The following is a 15,025-nucleotide window of genomic DNA, read 5'->3' on the forward strand; positions in this document are numbered from 1 at the left end:
CCCCTCCCCCCATTGGGGAAAGGGGCACCTCGCGGTGGGCAACTCAAGGCCGACGCCCTTCCCCTCAGCGGCCTGTGTCGTTTCCTTCATCGCCTATCTCCCTGGCCGCTGCATCGCCGTGCGCTAGCACCTCCCGAATCGGGGGAAAGGAAGGGATAGGGGGCGCACAAGACAGACTTGCTGTGCTAATTGCCTCTAGAACCATGAAGCCGTCAGTCTCTGCGGCCTCACCCCTACCCCTCAGAACGGGTGGGAATGGAAACTCAAGATTTCTCGCCTTCGGCTCGAAATGACAGGTGTGGTATCGGCTCGAAATGACAGGTGTTTATCTCACGAGAAATGACAGTTGTTCATCTCGTCTTCGGTTTGAAATGACAGGCGCATCACCGGCTCTTCAAGGCCGACGCTGGGGTAGGGCGTTCTCCCCCTCCCCCATTGGGGAGAGGGGAGATTAGCAAAAGGGGCACGGTCACCGTGCCCCTACAGGCGGTTTCCTGTTGATAGGCTTTCCTTTGAAAAACTAGCCATACTAGCCCCCTTTCTCCCGAATCGGAGGAAAGGAAGGGATAGGGGGCGAACAAGATAGACTCGCTCTATAAACTATCTCTAGAACGGTGAGATTGCCAGCCTTTGCAGCTCCGACGCCCTACTCCTCAGCGGCCTGAATCGTTCCCTTACTCGCTTATCTCTCTGGCCGCTGCATCGCTGTCTGCAAGACGAAAGGAGGGGATGGGGGTGAACAACATAGACTTGCTCCATGAATTGGCTCTAGAACCGTGAGGGGGTCTACTTCCTGGAACTATCGGTCTCAAGGTAGGTGGCTTCGGGTAGTATCTCCCAAAGGGGCGATTCCGCCGCTACCGTGTACTGGGCAACTACATGCCCATTCACCTCGGCTTCCCATTGATGCCCAATATAGGAGTGCTGCACCACACTCTGACCTGGTAACAAAGTGTGGTAGAGCACACGGTCGCTGCCGTTGATCCAGTAGATTTTGACGGGTTGGTCGAGTAGGTTTCGAAATGTAACCGTGCAGCTGTTATCGCCCCCTTGAGTCAATAGGAACTCATGGGGTGGTTTTTCGTGCAGCAGATGCTGCACAAAATAGTCCCACATACGTCGCTGAACGTAAGGGCCGAAGCCGTGACCGGCTTCCGGTATGAAGAGCATGTCGAAATCTTTGTTGGCTTGAATCAATGCGTTGACAAACTGCATGGTAGAGGCGAAGGGGTTCACATTGTCGTCAAGGCCGCCATGGATCAATAAGAGGTGCCCTTGCAGTTTAGAGGCCAGAGTGACATTTGATTGCGCTGCATACTGCGGCCCCACAGGGTAGCCCATCCACAGCTCGTTCCACCACACCTTATCGGTGCGCGAATCGTGGTTGCCAGCCATAGAGACGGCCACTTTGTAGAACTCGGGATGGACGAGAAGCGCATGAGCCGACTCATAGCCGCCGGCCGACATGCCGTAGATCCCCACGCGGGTGAGGTCCATGCAGGGATATTTGGCTGCAGCCGCCTTCATCCAAGCAATGCGGTCGGGGAAACCGCAGTCGCCTAGATTTTTATAGCAAACATCATGAAACGCTTTCGAGCGGTTTGCGGTGCCCATGCCATCCATCTGCACCACGATGAACCCAAGCTCGGCCAAGGCCTGGTCCGCTCGTTGGGCGCTGAAGGAGAGAGGAGTGTACGAATCTTGGGGGCCTGCATAGATATCTTCGATCACAGGGTATTTCTGGTGTGGGTTGAAATGGGATGGGCGATAGATGACACCCCATATATCCGTTTTACCGTCCCTGCCTTTTGCATGGAACGGTTCAGGGAAGCGCCAGCCGGTTGCAAGCAGTTGGCTGACATCGGCTCGGGCCAATGTACAAAGCAGAGCGCCGTCGGCGCTGCGCCGTAACTCGGTGATGGGCGGCATATCCACACGGGAGTAGGTGTCGAGATAGAAACGATGATCGGGAGAGAACTGAAGGGTGTGCTGTCCGTTGCCGGGTGTTAAGCAACGCAGGCCGGAGCCATCGAAGTTGACCGTGTAGTAGTGAATGTAGTAGGGGTTTTGATTCGGTTCTCGGCCACAGGCGGTAAAGAGGATGCGGCGGTGCACGGCATCCACATCAAGCACGCTTCTAACTACCCATGGGCCTTTGGTTATCTGGTTCTTCACCTCACCGGTTCGCGCATCAATGAGATAAAGATGGCACCAGCCGTCGCGCTCGGAGGCCCAGATAATTTCGTGGGTCGCGTCGAGAAATTGGAGGTAGTTGCACGGCGGGTAGATGAACGTGTCGCTGCGCTCGTCTATCAGAGGGCGGGCGGCACCGGTAGCCGCATCCACCTCATACAGGCACACGCGATGATACCCACGGTAGGTTTGTAGATAGGTAAAGTGTTGACCGTCGGGCTGCCAACGAATCTCTGGCGGACCACCCCAATCAATGGGGTCGGCCTTCGCCACCTGTTCCGTTCCTTTTTGAAGATCAAAAAGGATAAGATGATGGATATCCAGTCGGTCGCCAGGAAGATCGTAGGGATAGGCCCGTAAGGTAGGGCGTAGTGAGCCGTTGCCGGGAACAGAGACGACGTTGTACATCTGCCCGTGCTCCCCCGGAACGGTGCGCCACGCTGCGAGATAACGGCGGTTAGGCGATAGGGAAATAGCGGAGTAAATGTTCTGTGCGTTGCCGTCGGTGGTTAGGGGCTTCTCAACGTTTTCGGAGGGGCGCATGAAGATGTTGTTGTTGGCGAGATAAAACTGCGGATAGGAGGGGGACGATGGCTTCGGAGCGGGCGCAGCGACAGGCAAGGAGAATTTAGGCGGTGAAATATACTCGTAGGAATAGTTCTTTAAGGAGACACGCAGCCATTTTCCCTCCAACGCAAAGGCGATCGCGTTGCGCTGTGGCGTGTAGAGAAAGTTAGAGAACGGCAGGTGAAGTGGGCTTACGGGCTTACCGGTTATTATAGTAAGAAGGCGGGCGACTTTAAAAGCATCGAAGGCCGGCACTTGGCGCCCGGCAGGCGCATCTACCAGGATGAAGGTCGTTCCCTTTGGCGAGTGAGAGGCATACCAAAAGTGATCGCCGTCGGGGAGCCAGTGCGGTTGAACGGAGGCGTTGGTGACCAGGCGCCCCATGGCTTCAGAGCCGAACTTAGCAGCGCGCTCGTAGGCCTGCAGTATGGCTGAGGAAGAAGGAGTGGGCGATGGACGAGTATGGAAGAGGAGGAGGGGCGCAGTTAAGAGCGATAACAGGAAAGAGATAGGCCATGAGAGCGTCATACCGATTGCTTCCTTTTGAAATACATTGCGTAAGCGAAGATAAAGTAAACTTCTTCTTTGAACCGGCAAAAACCTGCTAACGAGGGAGGAGCCTGTTGGAATTAGCAAGAAGTGCAAACAATACCGTTTGCTTTGCCGTTATTTTTCGATGAGAGGTAAAATAGTAAGGATAAATATCGGAGTTGGAACTATGCAAGAGCTTTTGGAGAAGCGCACAACAGAGACAGAAGAGGGGCTTGGAGGTTATCATATCCTCACATGGGGCTGCCAAATGAACGAGGAGGACTCGGAACAGATGGGGCTTTTCCTCGAACAGATGGGGTATCGCCCTGTGGAGGACATAAATCGGGCTGAGGTGATTTTGCTTAACACGTGCAGTGTCCGTGCCAAGCCGGAGGAAAAGGTTTGGAGCGTTTTGGGGAAGTTGCGGCACCTAAAGGAGCGGCGCCCGGAGATCATTCTCGGCGTTTGCGGGTGTATGGCACAGGTTCGTGCCGAGGAGTTTCGAGAGCGGGCACCGCATGTGGATATGGTTATCGGCACGGGCAACATCGCGGCGCTGCCGGAGCTGGTTCGGCAGGTGAAACACCGCCGGGCGCAGTCTGTCGAGCAAGCGGCTCCCTTGATGGCGACATCGGAATCGCATGACGCAGCGCCTCCAAAAAACTTTGTTCCGCTCACGGCGCTCGCGTTGCCACCGCGCAAGGGAGCTGTGGTAACCGACGTTCCGAAGCGTGTGGTGGAGCGCAAGCCGAAGTTAAAGGCGCATGTGCCCATTATGTATGGTTGCGATAAGTTCTGCACGTTCTGCATTGTGCCCCTGACGCGCGGAAGAGAGCGCAGCCGGCTGCCGGAGGAGATCGTTGCCGAGATAGAGATGCTGGCGCGTCAGGGAACCAAAGAGGTTACTTTGCTTGGGCAAACCGTGAACTCTTATGGGAAGAACCTCCCCGGCGGCAAAGTGCCCTTTTATAAGCTGCTTGAGCGCATCAACGCCATTCCGGGCATCGAGCGCATTCGCTTTACCTCGCCCTATCCGCGGGACTTCAGTGACGAGCTTATCGAGGCCATCGCCAGACTGGAGCATGTGTGTGAGCACGTCCATCTGCCGCTGCAGGTGGGCGATGACGCGCTCTTAGCGCACATGCATCGAGGTTACACGGTGGCACAGTTTTGTGAGATTGTGGAGAAGCTCCGCGCCCGCGTTCCGGGCATAGCGATCACGACCGACCTTATGTTGGGCTATCCGGGAGAAACGGAAGAGCAGTTTGAAAACACGCTGCGTGTGGTGGAGCAGATTCGGTTCGATTCGGCCTTCATGTTCGCCTACAGCCCCCGCCCGGGCACGAAGGCGGCGGCCATGGAGAACCAGGTGCCGCGTGAGGTAAAAATCGAGCGATTGAACCGGCTCATCACTTTGCAAAACCGCATTACGTGTGAAATCAACGCTCAGCAAGTCGGGCAGATCCAGGAGGTGTTGGTAGAGGGGTTTAGCCGTAAAGACCCCGGCAAGCTGAGTGGATACACACGCACGCTCAAGTTGGTGCATTTCACCCTGCCTCCCGGCAGCCCACGCAGCCCGCACTCGCTTATTGGGCGTTTGGTGCCGGTTCGGCTTACAGAGGCGCATCTAACGGGCTTTACCGGAGAGTTTGCGGGATAATAAAGAGTTAAGTTTGATAAGGAGGAGATTGTGGCGCGTATAACCCAAAAAGAGATCGCGAGGCGCTTGAATTTATCTCAGAGCCTGGTTGCCGGGGTGCTAAATAATCGGCCTGGGGTGTGGGTTTCGCCGGAGAATCGGGAGCGCATTTTGCGGCTGGCGCGTGAGCTGAACTATCGGCCTAACACGGCGGCACGTGCCCTTCGACGGGGGCGTACAGAGGTGGTGGCTTGCGTGTTCTTCGGGCCGGCCGGCTATAGCGCCATTGTGGAGACTTTGGCGGATGTGGTGGCGGAAAAAGACTACGACCTGCTTGTGAAGGTGGTGTTGAACGAAGAACAGGCCGCCCTCCATGTCGCGAAGTTAATGGCTCCGGGCACGTGCGATGCCGTTATCCTTTGGGGGCTGGAGCGCGATATCGAGCGGCCGGCAGCGCAGTTCGCCGAGATAGGTGTCCCTTTTGTGGTAAAGGGGCGTTTTGAGGAGGCGCACCCGCAGTGGTATCAGGCGGACTTCGATCATGAGGCGATGATGCGCCATGCCCTCGAGTTTTTGAAAGCGAAGGGGCATCGCCGCATCGCCTACTTTGGTTATGACGATGGCCTTGTCTACTCCCAAAAACTTTTCAAAGGGTTTGTACAGGCGTTTTGCGATCTTTTCGGTGAGGAGCCACCGCAAACGTTCCTGGGCTTCATAGTTGGGCAGGGCTTGCCTGAAGAGCATGAGGCCGCCATACTGATGGAACGCTGGCTGGCTTTGCCGGAACACGAACGTCCTACGGCGGCTGTCTCGGCTGCAGGGCGAGGAACCTGGTACGGGGTGGAGATGGCTTTGGCGCGTCAGGGCAGGCGGTTAGGCTTTCAGCCCGGCGAGTTTGCCATGGCCGGGCAGGGCGGGACGGAGATGCCTCTGCTGTTCGGTGAGGGCTACGCCTATCACGACGTAGATTTCATCACCCTTGCACGCGCCATGGGGCAGAAGTTGTTGCTGCCGCTGCTTGAGCGCCAAGAGCCGGAAACCCGTATTCTGCGCCTTCTACCTCAGCTGCGCCCCATGGAGACGCTTCGCTTTCCGGTTGCTGTGGCATCGCAGCTTGCCGCCGGTCTTTCGCCTTCTACAAACTAGCATCGGGCGGTTAATATCCGGCCGTGTAGAACCTGGCGCAAGTCGCCGCCCTTGAGGGCGAGCGGTTAGGTGAGGTGTAGGGGTGGGAGACCCCTGCCCCGACACGAATCGTGCACCCGTTGTTGTCATGGTATCCTCTCACGGGCTAGACAAGGTCGTTAGGTTCTAGGCAGGCCGGGTTCGGTCGTTAAAGCGCGTACTAGTTCTGCCTCGCTGAAACCTTAGATCGCCAAGGTTTGGAAGGTATGCTCTAGGTTCTTAAGGTGATGCTGTAGGCTGAAGGCCTCTTCGATCTCTTGTGGGGTCAGGTGCTTTTGCACGTCGGGGTCGGAGGCGATGGCCTGTCGGAAATCTTCGCCTGCCCAGGCGCGTGCGGCGTTGCGCTGAGCTACCGTGTAGGCCTCTTCGCGCGACAGGCCCTTCGCAATCAGAGCCAACATGATCTGCTCGGAAAACACCAGTCCACCCATCTTCTCTAGGTTGCGCCGCATGTTCTCGGGGTAGACCTCTAGTTTCTCCAATATCGTCGTAAATTTCTGTAACATCCAGTCCACCAAAGTGGTCGTATCGGGCAGTACGATGCGCTCCACACTGCTGTTGGTGAGGTCGCGCTCGTGCCAGGTGGCCATCGATTCGAGAACCGGGAAGAGGTTGCTGCGCACCACCCGCGCGAGGCCACAGATGGTTTCGCAGTTCCACGGGTTGCGCTTATGAGGCATAGCCGAAGAGCCTTTTTGCCCCGGAGCAAAGTACTCTTGTACCTCGCGAATCTCGGTACGTGCGAGGTTGCGTATCTCCGTGGCGAACCGCTCGAGAGAGCCGGCCAAAATGGCCAGCGTGGCCATGAGTTGGGCATGGCGGTCGCGTGCGATGATTTGGGTAGAAATGGGAGCCGGTTTTAACCCGAGGCGTTCACACACGTAGCGCTCCACTTCGGGGCCGATATTAGCGTGCGTTCCCACCGCCCCAGAGACCTTGCCCACGCGCACGGCCTCACGGGCCTGATGGAGCCGCTCGATGTTGTTGTTCATCTCGTCGAGCCAGGTGGCCAGCTTAAAGCCGAACGTGATAGGTTCGGCGTGAATGCCATGGGTGCGCCCGATCATCACGGTGTACTTGTGTTCACGGGCGCGCATCCGTATCACCTCGTTAAGCGCTTTGGCACGTGCGATGATCTGGTCGCAGGCCTCGCCTAGAAGTAGGGCGAGCGCAGTATCTACAATGTCGTAAGAGGTGACGCCGTAGTGCAGAAAACGCCCTTCCTCGCCGAGGTTCTCCGCCACGTTTTTTACAAAGGCCATCACATCGTGACGGGTCTCTTGTTCCAGCTCATCCATGCGGGCGAGATCGAAACGGGCGTTTTGGCGTATTTTCTCGGTAGTTCCAGGAGGGATGTGGCCGAAGTGCTCCAGCCCTTCGCAAACGGCGATCTCCACATCGAGCCAGCGGCGTGTTTTGTTTTCCCGGCTCCAAAGCCTTCGCATCTCCGGGGTGGTGTAGCGATCGATCATGAAAGGCGCTCTCCAAAGTTCCTAGCAGCAAGTTCTCGAAATCTCTGCATAGTTTACCCAAAGACGCGAGAAGTTGCGGAAAAGTCGTTTTGAAAGAAGAAGGAATCTTGGCCGATTGTAGTGAATGTATAACAACTTTCTATCGCCGAACGGTAGAAACAGAAGGCACGGCGGCCTTAAGTAAAGGAGGGGACGGATGGCACAATACTACGTGCTTGCACAAGATGGAAATCGTTATGGGCCGGCAGACATTCCCACGCTGCAGCAGTGGATCAACGAGAACCGCATTCTGCCGACCACGATGTTAGAAGATGCCTCGACCGGCCAGCAGCTGCCCGCTTCCGCTTTGAGCGACCTGCGGTTTCCCACCGCGATGCCTCAGCCCCCAATGCCCTCACAGCCGACGATGGGGGCGGCACCACAGATGCCAGGCACTAGCCCTATCTATGGACGGGGTTCTCAGGTAACCTATCAGCCGCCCGGTATGACGCCGTTTAACAACACGTCTGGAATGCGGGCGGATGTGCCTCCGGAGATAGAGGCGTTGAAGTGGAACTGGGGCGCCTTCGGCTGTGGCTGCATTTGGCTGCTCTTCCACGGTCTGGTGTTAGCCGGCATCGGGTTGGTCTTTGTCCAGGGGATATTGGGTGCTGTGTTAGGATCTGTGCTTGGTAACTTCGGCGTCTGGATTGGGGCGCTGATCGGCATATGCATCAGTATCTGGCTGGGGTTAAACGGCCATAAGTTGGCTTGGCGCTATAATCAGTACGCAAGCATAGACGACTATTTCCGCCGAGAGCAGATATGGACGATTTTTGGCATTATCGGGTTTGCTCTTGGTTTAGTTGAGTTGATCTTTAGTATCCTTTTTCGGCTGAGCATGCGTGGGTAGAGCCGGGTTCATTGCAAGCGAGGCCGATCCGAAATATCTTTGCCCTTGCCACGACGCAGGATGCTTACGGTGAGGTTCCATTGCAGAACCGGTCGTACAGCAAACCCCAACGCAGGCCGCGAATGCTTACGGCGATCTGCTCGGCCTCTAGGTGCGAGAGGAGCAGCGAAAGGATAAGGGCACCGGCCACAATGATATCGGCACGTGCCGGCTCTAGCCCCGGAACCATCTTTCTCTCCGCAATAGTTAGAGTGGCAAGGCGGCGCAGAATCTGTTCCAGTCGGGTTACCGGAATAACGTGATGGTGCAGTTCCGCGGCGCTCTGAACGCCGCCTTTATCTATGGCCGCAAGGTTGGCGATGGTGCCGCCAACCCCCACCAGGGTATGAGGCCGATGCCGCACGGTTACCGGTAGGTGTTCGAGGGCTTCACGGACGGCCCGGCCGGCTCCATCGAGTTGAGCGAGGGTGGGCGGGTCGGAACGCAAAAAACGCTCCGTAATCCGAACCGCCCCTATCTCTAGGCTCACACGGAAAGCGATGCTCTTTCCTTCCGAGTCGCCGACGATCACCTCGGTACTGCCTCCACCGATGTCTACCACAATAAGATGGGGGCTTTCCCGCCAAACGGGGTCGCGCCTTACAGCCAGATACGAGAGACGAGCCTCCTCTTGGCCCGATATAACCTCGATAGTTAGCCCCAGTCGCTCTTGAGCACGCTGCAAAAACTCGTCACGGTTTTGCGCCTCTCGAAGTGCGGCGGTGCCCACGGCAGCGATCTGTGCGGCCCCGTAGGCACGCGCAGTCTGCACCAACTCCTCTAGGGCGTCTAGGGTGCGTCGCATGGCCGCCTCTTTTAGGCGCATGCCGTAGGCCTGCATACCCTCTCCGAGACGAGAGATAAGGGTGTTTTCGTAGAGGAGGCGTTCGCAGTCGGCAGAGGCATCTACGACGATGATCTTTACCGAGTTGGTGCCAACATCTATGGCTGCGACGATGCGAGGGGCGGTAGCGGTCATCGCTTGGGTCCTCTCTGCGCAGTCAGCTCAAAGCCGAGGTCTTTGCCGATTTTGCGAAGTTGGCGTGCAAGCCGTGCCTGCGCTTTGTTGTCCATGCCGGCGCGCTGTCCCTCGGTTACCGCGTCGGCTAGGGTGCGTTGCAACAGACCGCAAAGGCTCTGTAGTTGCAACAGCTTGGCATTGTCGGATTCGGCTGTTTCGGTAGGGGCCTGCTGCAGCAGAAGCGTGCAGCCTTGAAGAAGTTGTAACAGGGCATGGAGCAGTCGGCGGCGATAGTTTAGCGCGGCAGGGGAGAGAAGAATGGCCACGATCTCTCGAAATGCCTCGCGTGCAGCGCGCTGCAAAGGCGTGGCCTGACGGGGAAGCGACACCACACGAAGCCAACTGAGATCGGTGGAAGGGCTTGCAACGAGAGGCTCGGCTGTTTTAGCGGTTGTGGGAGGGAACTGCTCAACGTAGTTTTTGATCTGGCGAGCCTTTATCGGCCCAATGCCGGGAATGGCAGCCAAACTCTCTTCTGAGCAGTATTGGAGTGCGGCTAGGCTATCGAAACCCGCTTTTTGTAGGGCACGAACGCGAATGGGGCCAAGCCCAGGAATGCTGTGCAGATCGAACATGGGGCTGGCGGAGGTTTGTGCTTGGTGGGGTTTCTGGCGTGTCATGCGGCTGGCTACCTCTCAGGCACGTGAGCTAGGTCGGCTTCAAGGCGGGCAAGCAGCGCTGCAAGTTCAGAGAAAAGTTTTTGCCTTTCTGGGCGCTCCCAAAATTGGCAAAGTTCGGCATAGTGCTGGGCCCGTTGCTCCTTTATACGGCGACAGAGAGCGACAAGGCCTTCGCACCCTTCAAGGTCTACATGGTGCACACCGATAATAGAAGCCCCGTCGGCATCTTTGCCGTAGCCTTTACGAACCAAACGACCCAGTTGTTTAAGCAGAGTAGGCATAAGGACATCGGCATCGTGAATATTGCCGAGCAACTCTTGAAGGTGGCGAAGGTCGGTGAGCAGCGCTTCTAGCCCCGTTTTCTCGGCGGAGTAGAGGGCGCTTTCCATCTCCGGCGCCTCGAGAAAAAGCTCTAGAGTGTAGCGAAGATGTTTAATGGCGATGCGCAGATCATGAAGTTCGTGAACGGCTTCGGGCCGGTGGATAGCCGAAGCATGTTGTGTGACCTCGGCGAGGTGGCGGCGAATGGCTGCAACGGCCGCCTGGGGCACCGAGAGGGGGCGTTGTTTAGCGAGGGGTTGGCTCGTTTTTGCCATGTCCGTTCTTCGATCTCTTTCGGTCCGTTTTAGTCTGTATCGTGGCTCCGTAAGGGGCGAGCAGTTTTTCAAATTGCTCTTTAACGCGACGTGCTTCAAAACGTTTTAGGGTTGCCGCCACTTCCTGTTGCTTTTGGGTGCGCTTTTGCACCAGTTGCTCGCAAAGTTGCTGAATGCCGGTGCGTTGCGCGGGAGGTAGGCTCTCTTGTTCCCGTTGGAGGCGTTCCAGCATCACGTCAAGGTCTCTTGCTTCGCGTAAGGCTCTCGTAATGCTGCGAAGCTCTTTGTCTAGCTCCTTGAAGTCTTTCTCTTCAAAGCAGTCGGCAAAGAGTTCAAAGACCACGCGTGCCCTTCGCGACCAAACGCGCATCTGATGCACAGCTTCTGGGTCTTTACCGCGTAGCACTCCATCGAAGTAGGAGAGCATACGGCCAAGGCGATGGGCGAGAGCATGCGCTGCAAAGGTACAGGCGTCTTGTGGTCGAGGAGTTTGGTTGTCCATCCTATTTAGCCCGGTTAGGGTTCTGCGAATAGGTCTCGAAGCTGGCGCGCTTTATCGGCTGTCACCAGGGCGATAACACCATCTCCCTCCATAAGGGTCGAATCGGCCGTTGGCAAGATGGCTTGGTCTCCCCGAATCAGAGAGATGATGAGGGCTTGAGTGGGCAAGTCAAGGTCACGAATGGTTTTGCCGACCACAGGTGACTTTGGGCCGATCTCGATCTCTACGATCTCAATGTTGCCACGGTTAAGCGCGGCAAGAGGAATAACTTCACCTCCTCCAACCTCTTGTTCAATAAGGTTATAGATAATTTTTGTGGAGCTGACGGTGGCGTCTATGCCAAGGGTTTTGAAAAGAGCCTCGTTTCTCGGGTCGTTAACGCGCGAAATGGTACGCGGAACATTGTGTTCCATTTTGGCCATTTGGCACACTACAAGGTTGTCGTCGTCGCTGCCGGTTACGGCGACGACCACATCGGCCCTTCCAAAACCCGCCTGTCGTTGGATGGCGACCTCACACCCGTCGCCTTGCATCACTAATTCGCCCAACTCGGCGGAAATAGTTTGGTAACGAATGCGGTCTTTTTCTAGCAATAGCACCTCATGGTGCTCGGCTGCAAGGGTTTTGGCGAGGTAGTAGCCGATATTTCCGCCCCCGACGATGATCACATACATTGGTGTTCTTTCCTAAAAAGTCAAGTTAAGGTCTATACATTCAGCTTTACATACTCGGATGAGTAGTCTTTTGCCAGTCCCCAGGTATTGGTATTTACAAAATCGCGCAGCAGCCCCGAAACGATGGTTGTAGGGCAGATGGTGACGATGCCCATCTGGCGATAGCGATCGGCCCGGATGGGGTCGTAGATTCGCGCGATGACGGTGGGCACTTTAAAGACCACCTTGGCGATTTGGGCAGCCATAATGTTGCGGTTATCCCCTTGGGTTGCGGCTACGAAGATATCGCATTTCTCTATGCCGGCTTTACGAAGAACGTCCTCATCTATGCCATTGCCGATAAGGCGTTCTCCCCTAAAGCGCGGTCCGAGACGGCGAAATGCCTCATTTTGCAGGTCAATAACGGTGACACGGTGTTCGTCGTAGCACATAAGACGGGCAAAGGTTGAGCCTACGCGACCACAGCCAAGAACAATGATATTCATAATAGCCTTTGGCGATCCTCCTTTTGAATAATAGCCGCTGTCGATCTTGTTGGTTTCAGTATACACCAAAACAGAGGCCGCTCTCTATGCAAAGGGCGGCTCCCTGTGAAATTTTTCACAGTTCCTTGAAAAAGTCGGGTTACGGGGTATAATAGAGCCATGCAGAAGGGGCCGTCGTCAAACATTCGTGCGCTGTTTCTAGATATAGACGGCACCTTGGTGGGGGCGGACAATCAGATATCGGAGGCGGTGCGGAGGGCCATTGTCAAAGCCCAAGAACGGGGCATACGAATCGGTCTTTGCACGGGGCGCACTCGCTATACGGCGGAGCCGGTGGCTGCACAGCTTTGGCGACCCCTGGACTATCTTATTGTATCTAATGGCGCTATTGCCATTGAAACGCAAACGGAGACGCTTCTCCATCGGCGGCTTCTGGAGCCGGCGCTTGCTTTGGAGGTAGCCCGCATCCTGGTGGAGGCTGGGGAGCAGGTCTATGTGTACGAGCCAGCCTTTCGCCCTCTTCTGGAGGAGTCCCGTGTGCTTTATCATCCTGCTCGGCCTGTGGGGGCCTTCGCCACCCCGCCACGCTATAGGCCTTATGGAGCTATTTTGTCCGAGCTGCCGTTCGTGCCGGTTTCGGTGGCTGCCTTTGGGGCGGCAGAGGAGATGCAGGCCTTGGTGAAGGCCATGCGCAAGGCGCTCTCAGAGGATTTCTCCGTAATTCAGTCGGGTACCCACACAATGTGGGGGGTCGAGATATTCGCGTCGGGGGTGAATAAGCGTTCAGGTGCAGAGAGGGTGGCCCGTTGGCTTGGAATTAGCTCTCAAGAGTGTATGGCGATTGGCGATCATATGAACGATATCGAGTTGCTTGAGTGGGCGGGCATTGGCGTTGCCATGGGCGATGCGCCTGCGGAAGTGCAGGCGGTGGCCGATTGGACAACCGCCAACGTGCAAGAGGATGGGGTGGCCGAGGCCATTGAACGCCTCCTCGCTACAAAGGCATAAACCGTACCGTTTTGTGCGAGCTGGTAGGTTAAGGAGTGACAACCCAGGATGGTTCAAGTGCAAGATGCGGCGCAACGCGCCCATATAAAAGAGCGGGGTGACCGTTGGGACCCCGAAGTAACCTATGTAATAGGGCATCAGCGGCCCGATACCGATGCCATCGCCTCGGCGTTGGGCTATGCTTGGTTCTTAAACCAGATCGGGAAGAAAGTGACGGCGGCACGGGCTGGTCAGCCCGGCGAGCAGGCCCTTTTTGCCCTCAATCGCTTCTCCATGGCCCCGCCCCTCCTGTTAACGGGGGTCGCTCCTACCTTTGGCCACTGTGCCCGCCATCAGGGAGTGGTGGCCCCGGATGCTCCGCTGCCGGCCGCCATGGCGCGTGTCGCTGAGGGCGATCGCATTGTGCCGGTTGTAGACCCCGAAGGGAAACCGGTTGGCGTGGTTACCTCCCTTGCCCTGGCAAGGGCCTATATGGCCCCGATGAACGTGACGGCGATGCTTGCGCAACCCTGTCTTTCCATTGCCGAAACCCCGGTGGTGTTTCGTGTGAGTGACCGTATTAGCGACTATCGCAATCAACTTCTGCGTAGTGAGACGGACGATTTTTTGGTTGTCTCTGAAACAGGGCGCTATGTGGGAGTTGCCACGCGCAGCCGCATTCTTCAACCGCCGCGAGCACGGCTGATCCTGGTAGACCATAATGAGCTTTCCCAAGCGGTGGCCGATGCCGAAGAGGCCGAGATCGTGGGGGTATTAGACCATCATCGGCTCGGAAACCCGCCCACAGCCGCTCCTATACCGTTTTTGGTGGACCCCGTGGGCAGCACCTGTACCCTTATCGCCGAGCAGTGCCAGGCCCATAAGCTGGAGCCGCCGGAGGGGTTGGCCGGCATGATGCTGAGTGGCATTCTCTCCGACACGCTGGTGTTGCGCTCACCAACGACCACCGAGCGCGATCGGGCGGCCGCAGAGTGGTTGGCGCGGCTGGCCAAAGTCGAGCTTGAGGCCTACGGTCAAGAGCTACTCCACGCCGCACCTGGGCTTACCGAGCGCAGCGCCGACGAGATTCTGGATGGCGACCGCAAGAGCTATCAGATGGGAGGGGTGGCCGTTTCGATAGGACAGGTAGAGGTGACCGGTATGGAGAGCCTGGCGCAGCGTCGAGAGGAGCTGTTGCAAGCGTTGGAAGAGCGGCGTGAACGTGAGGGGTTGGCCCTCATCGGGCTTATGGTCACCGATATTGTTACCGGTCGCAGCCATCTGTTGTGCCGAGGGGAGCCGTGGATCCTCACCGCGCTGCCCTTTACCCGTGTGGCGGAAGGGGAGTTCGACCTAGAGGACATGGTGTCACGCAAGAAGCAGTTGGTGCCAATGCTGCACGCCGTTTTGGAGGAGGCGTTCTAGAAAAAATTTTTGGCAAGGCTTGACACACCTTGCTTCCAGGTGGTAAACTAGATGCGACTTGCCAATAATTCAGATTGACAATTGAGTAAGCAATGCGATGACGAGGCCAGTAGGCACGAAGCTCTCGCTTCAGAGAGTCGCCGGGTGGTGCAAGGCGATGCAGAGGCGTGCTGAAACTCCCCTCCGAGCAGAAACGC

General features: G+C 56.8%; 13 protein-coding genes. 5 read left to right on the plus strand and 8 right to left on the minus strand.

Annotation, left to right across the window (positions count from 1 at the left end; all coding sequences use genetic code 11):
* Nucleotides 1-786: 786 nt before the first annotated feature.
* Nucleotides 787-3,288 (minus strand): prolyl oligopeptidase family serine peptidase, encoded by a 2,502-nt coding sequence (locus tag VKV18_RS06085; RefSeq protein WP_324203330.1) that lies wholly within the window; start codon nucleotides 3,286-3,288, stop codon nucleotides 787-789.
* Nucleotides 3,289-3,478: 190 nt separating this feature from the next.
* Here VKV18_RS06085 and VKV18_RS06090 point away from each other — a divergent pair, with 190 nt between their 5' ends.
* A complete protein-coding gene (locus tag VKV18_RS06090) occupies nucleotides 3,479-4,951 on the plus strand; it encodes a MiaB/RimO family radical SAM methylthiotransferase (protein ID WP_324203331.1) in 1,473 nt (490 codons plus the stop codon).
* Nucleotides 4,952-4,981: 30 nt separating this feature from the next.
* The gene (locus VKV18_RS06095) at nucleotides 4,982-6,076 is read left to right on the plus strand and encodes a LacI family DNA-binding transcriptional regulator (protein ID WP_324203332.1); all 1,095 of its coding nucleotides are present in this window, start codon (nucleotides 4,982-4,984) and stop codon (nucleotides 6,074-6,076) included.
* A 221-nt stretch (nucleotides 6,077-6,297) separates the two neighbouring features.
* Here the strand turns inward: VKV18_RS06095 and purB are convergent, their stop codons facing one another.
* The gene (gene purB / locus VKV18_RS06100; protein ID WP_324203333.1) at nucleotides 6,298-7,587 is read right to left on the minus strand and encodes an adenylosuccinate lyase; all 1,290 of its coding nucleotides are present in this window, start codon (nucleotides 7,585-7,587) and stop codon (nucleotides 6,298-6,300) included.
* Nucleotides 7,588-7,783: 196 nt separating this feature from the next.
* Here purB and VKV18_RS06105 point away from each other — a divergent pair, with 196 nt between their 5' ends.
* Entirely contained in the window at nucleotides 7,784-8,479 is a 696-nt protein-coding gene (locus VKV18_RS06105; RefSeq protein WP_324203334.1) for a DUF2628 domain-containing protein, read from the plus strand.
* 64 nt (nucleotides 8,480-8,543) lie between these two features.
* Here the strand turns inward: VKV18_RS06105 and VKV18_RS06110 are convergent, their stop codons facing one another.
* Genes VKV18_RS06110 through VKV18_RS06135 form a run of 6 tightly spaced genes read right to left on the minus strand, consistent with a single transcriptional unit; the run spans nucleotide 8,544 to nucleotide 12,416 of the window.
* Nucleotides 8,544-9,497: a Ppx/GppA phosphatase family protein gene (locus VKV18_RS06110; protein WP_324203335.1), complete on the minus strand. Its 954-nt coding sequence runs from the start codon at nucleotides 9,495-9,497 to the stop codon at nucleotides 8,544-8,546.
* The gene (locus VKV18_RS06115; RefSeq protein WP_324203336.1) at nucleotides 9,494-10,159 is read right to left on the minus strand and encodes a helix-hairpin-helix domain-containing protein; all 666 of its coding nucleotides are present in this window, start codon (nucleotides 10,157-10,159) and stop codon (nucleotides 9,494-9,496) included. Before VKV18_RS06115 ends, VKV18_RS06110 begins: the two co-directional genes overlap by 4 nt.
* Nucleotides 10,160-10,167: 8 nt before the next feature.
* The gene (locus VKV18_RS06120; protein WP_324203337.1) at nucleotides 10,168-10,755 is read right to left on the minus strand and encodes a CHAD domain-containing protein; all 588 of its coding nucleotides are present in this window, start codon (nucleotides 10,753-10,755) and stop codon (nucleotides 10,168-10,170) included.
* Complete coding sequence (locus tag VKV18_RS06125; protein ID WP_324203338.1) at nucleotides 10,727-11,257, minus strand: CHAD domain-containing protein; 531 nt, start codon at nucleotides 11,255-11,257, stop codon at nucleotides 10,727-10,729. The genes VKV18_RS06120 and VKV18_RS06125 overlap by 29 nt, the downstream gene beginning before the upstream one ends.
* Nucleotides 11,258-11,271: 14 nt before the next feature.
* Entirely contained in the window at nucleotides 11,272-11,931 is a 660-nt protein-coding gene (locus VKV18_RS06130) for a potassium channel family protein (protein WP_324203339.1), read from the minus strand.
* Nucleotides 11,932-11,963: 32 nt separating this feature from the next.
* Entirely contained in the window at nucleotides 11,964-12,416 is a 453-nt protein-coding gene (locus tag VKV18_RS06135) for an NAD-binding protein (RefSeq protein ID WP_324203340.1), read from the minus strand.
* Between the two features lie 159 nt (nucleotides 12,417-12,575).
* Between VKV18_RS06135 and VKV18_RS06140 the strand changes: the two genes are divergently transcribed.
* A complete protein-coding gene (locus VKV18_RS06140) occupies nucleotides 12,576-13,424 on the plus strand; it encodes a Cof-type HAD-IIB family hydrolase (RefSeq protein WP_324203341.1) in 849 nt (282 codons plus the stop codon).
* Nucleotides 13,425-13,472: 48 nt separating this feature from the next.
* Entirely contained in the window at nucleotides 13,473-14,828 is a 1,356-nt protein-coding gene (locus tag VKV18_RS06145; RefSeq protein WP_324203342.1) for a DHHA2 domain-containing protein, read from the plus strand.
* The last annotated feature ends 197 nt before the right edge of the window (nucleotides 14,829-15,025 follow it).

Origin of the sequence: Chthonomonas sp. (assembly GCF_035294505.1) — a bacterium.
GTDB lineage: Bacteria > Armatimonadota > Chthonomonadetes > Chthonomonadales > Chthonomonadaceae > Chthonomonas.

Excerpts from the sequence above, each read along its gene's own strand:
- VKV18_RS06115 (WP_324203336.1), bottom strand. The coding sequence starts at position 10,159 with ATGACACGCCAGAAACCCCACCAAGCACAAACCTCCGCCAGCCCCATG.
- VKV18_RS06110 (WP_324203335.1), bottom strand. The coding sequence starts at position 9,497 with ATGACCGCTACCGCCCCTCGCATCGTCGCAGCCATAGATGTTGGCACC.
- VKV18_RS06120 (WP_324203337.1), bottom strand. The coding sequence starts at position 10,755 with ATGGCAAAAACGAGCCAACCCCTCGCTAAACAACGCCCCCTCTCGGTG.
- VKV18_RS06090 (WP_324203331.1), top strand. The coding sequence starts at position 3,479 with ATGCAAGAGCTTTTGGAGAAGCGCACAACAGAGACAGAAGAGGGGCTT.
- VKV18_RS06135 (WP_324203340.1), bottom strand. The coding sequence starts at position 12,416 with ATGAATATCATTGTTCTTGGCTGTGGTCGCGTAGGCTCAACCTTTGCC.
- VKV18_RS06145 (WP_324203342.1), top strand. The coding sequence starts at position 13,473 with ATGGTTCAAGTGCAAGATGCGGCGCAACGCGCCCATATAAAAGAGCGG.
- VKV18_RS06085 (WP_324203330.1), bottom strand. The coding sequence starts at position 3,288 with ATGACGCTCTCATGGCCTATCTCTTTCCTGTTATCGCTCTTAACTGCG.
- VKV18_RS06125 (WP_324203338.1), bottom strand. The coding sequence starts at position 11,257 with ATGGACAACCAAACTCCTCGACCACAAGACGCCTGTACCTTTGCAGCG.
- VKV18_RS06105 (WP_324203334.1), top strand. The coding sequence starts at position 7,784 with ATGGCACAATACTACGTGCTTGCACAAGATGGAAATCGTTATGGGCCG.
- VKV18_RS06140 (WP_324203341.1), top strand. The coding sequence starts at position 12,576 with ATGCAGAAGGGGCCGTCGTCAAACATTCGTGCGCTGTTTCTAGATATA.
- VKV18_RS06130 (WP_324203339.1), bottom strand. The coding sequence starts at position 11,931 with ATGTATGTGATCATCGTCGGGGGCGGAAATATCGGCTACTACCTCGCC.
- purB (WP_324203333.1), bottom strand. The coding sequence starts at position 7,587 with ATGATCGATCGCTACACCACCCCGGAGATGCGAAGGCTTTGGAGCCGG.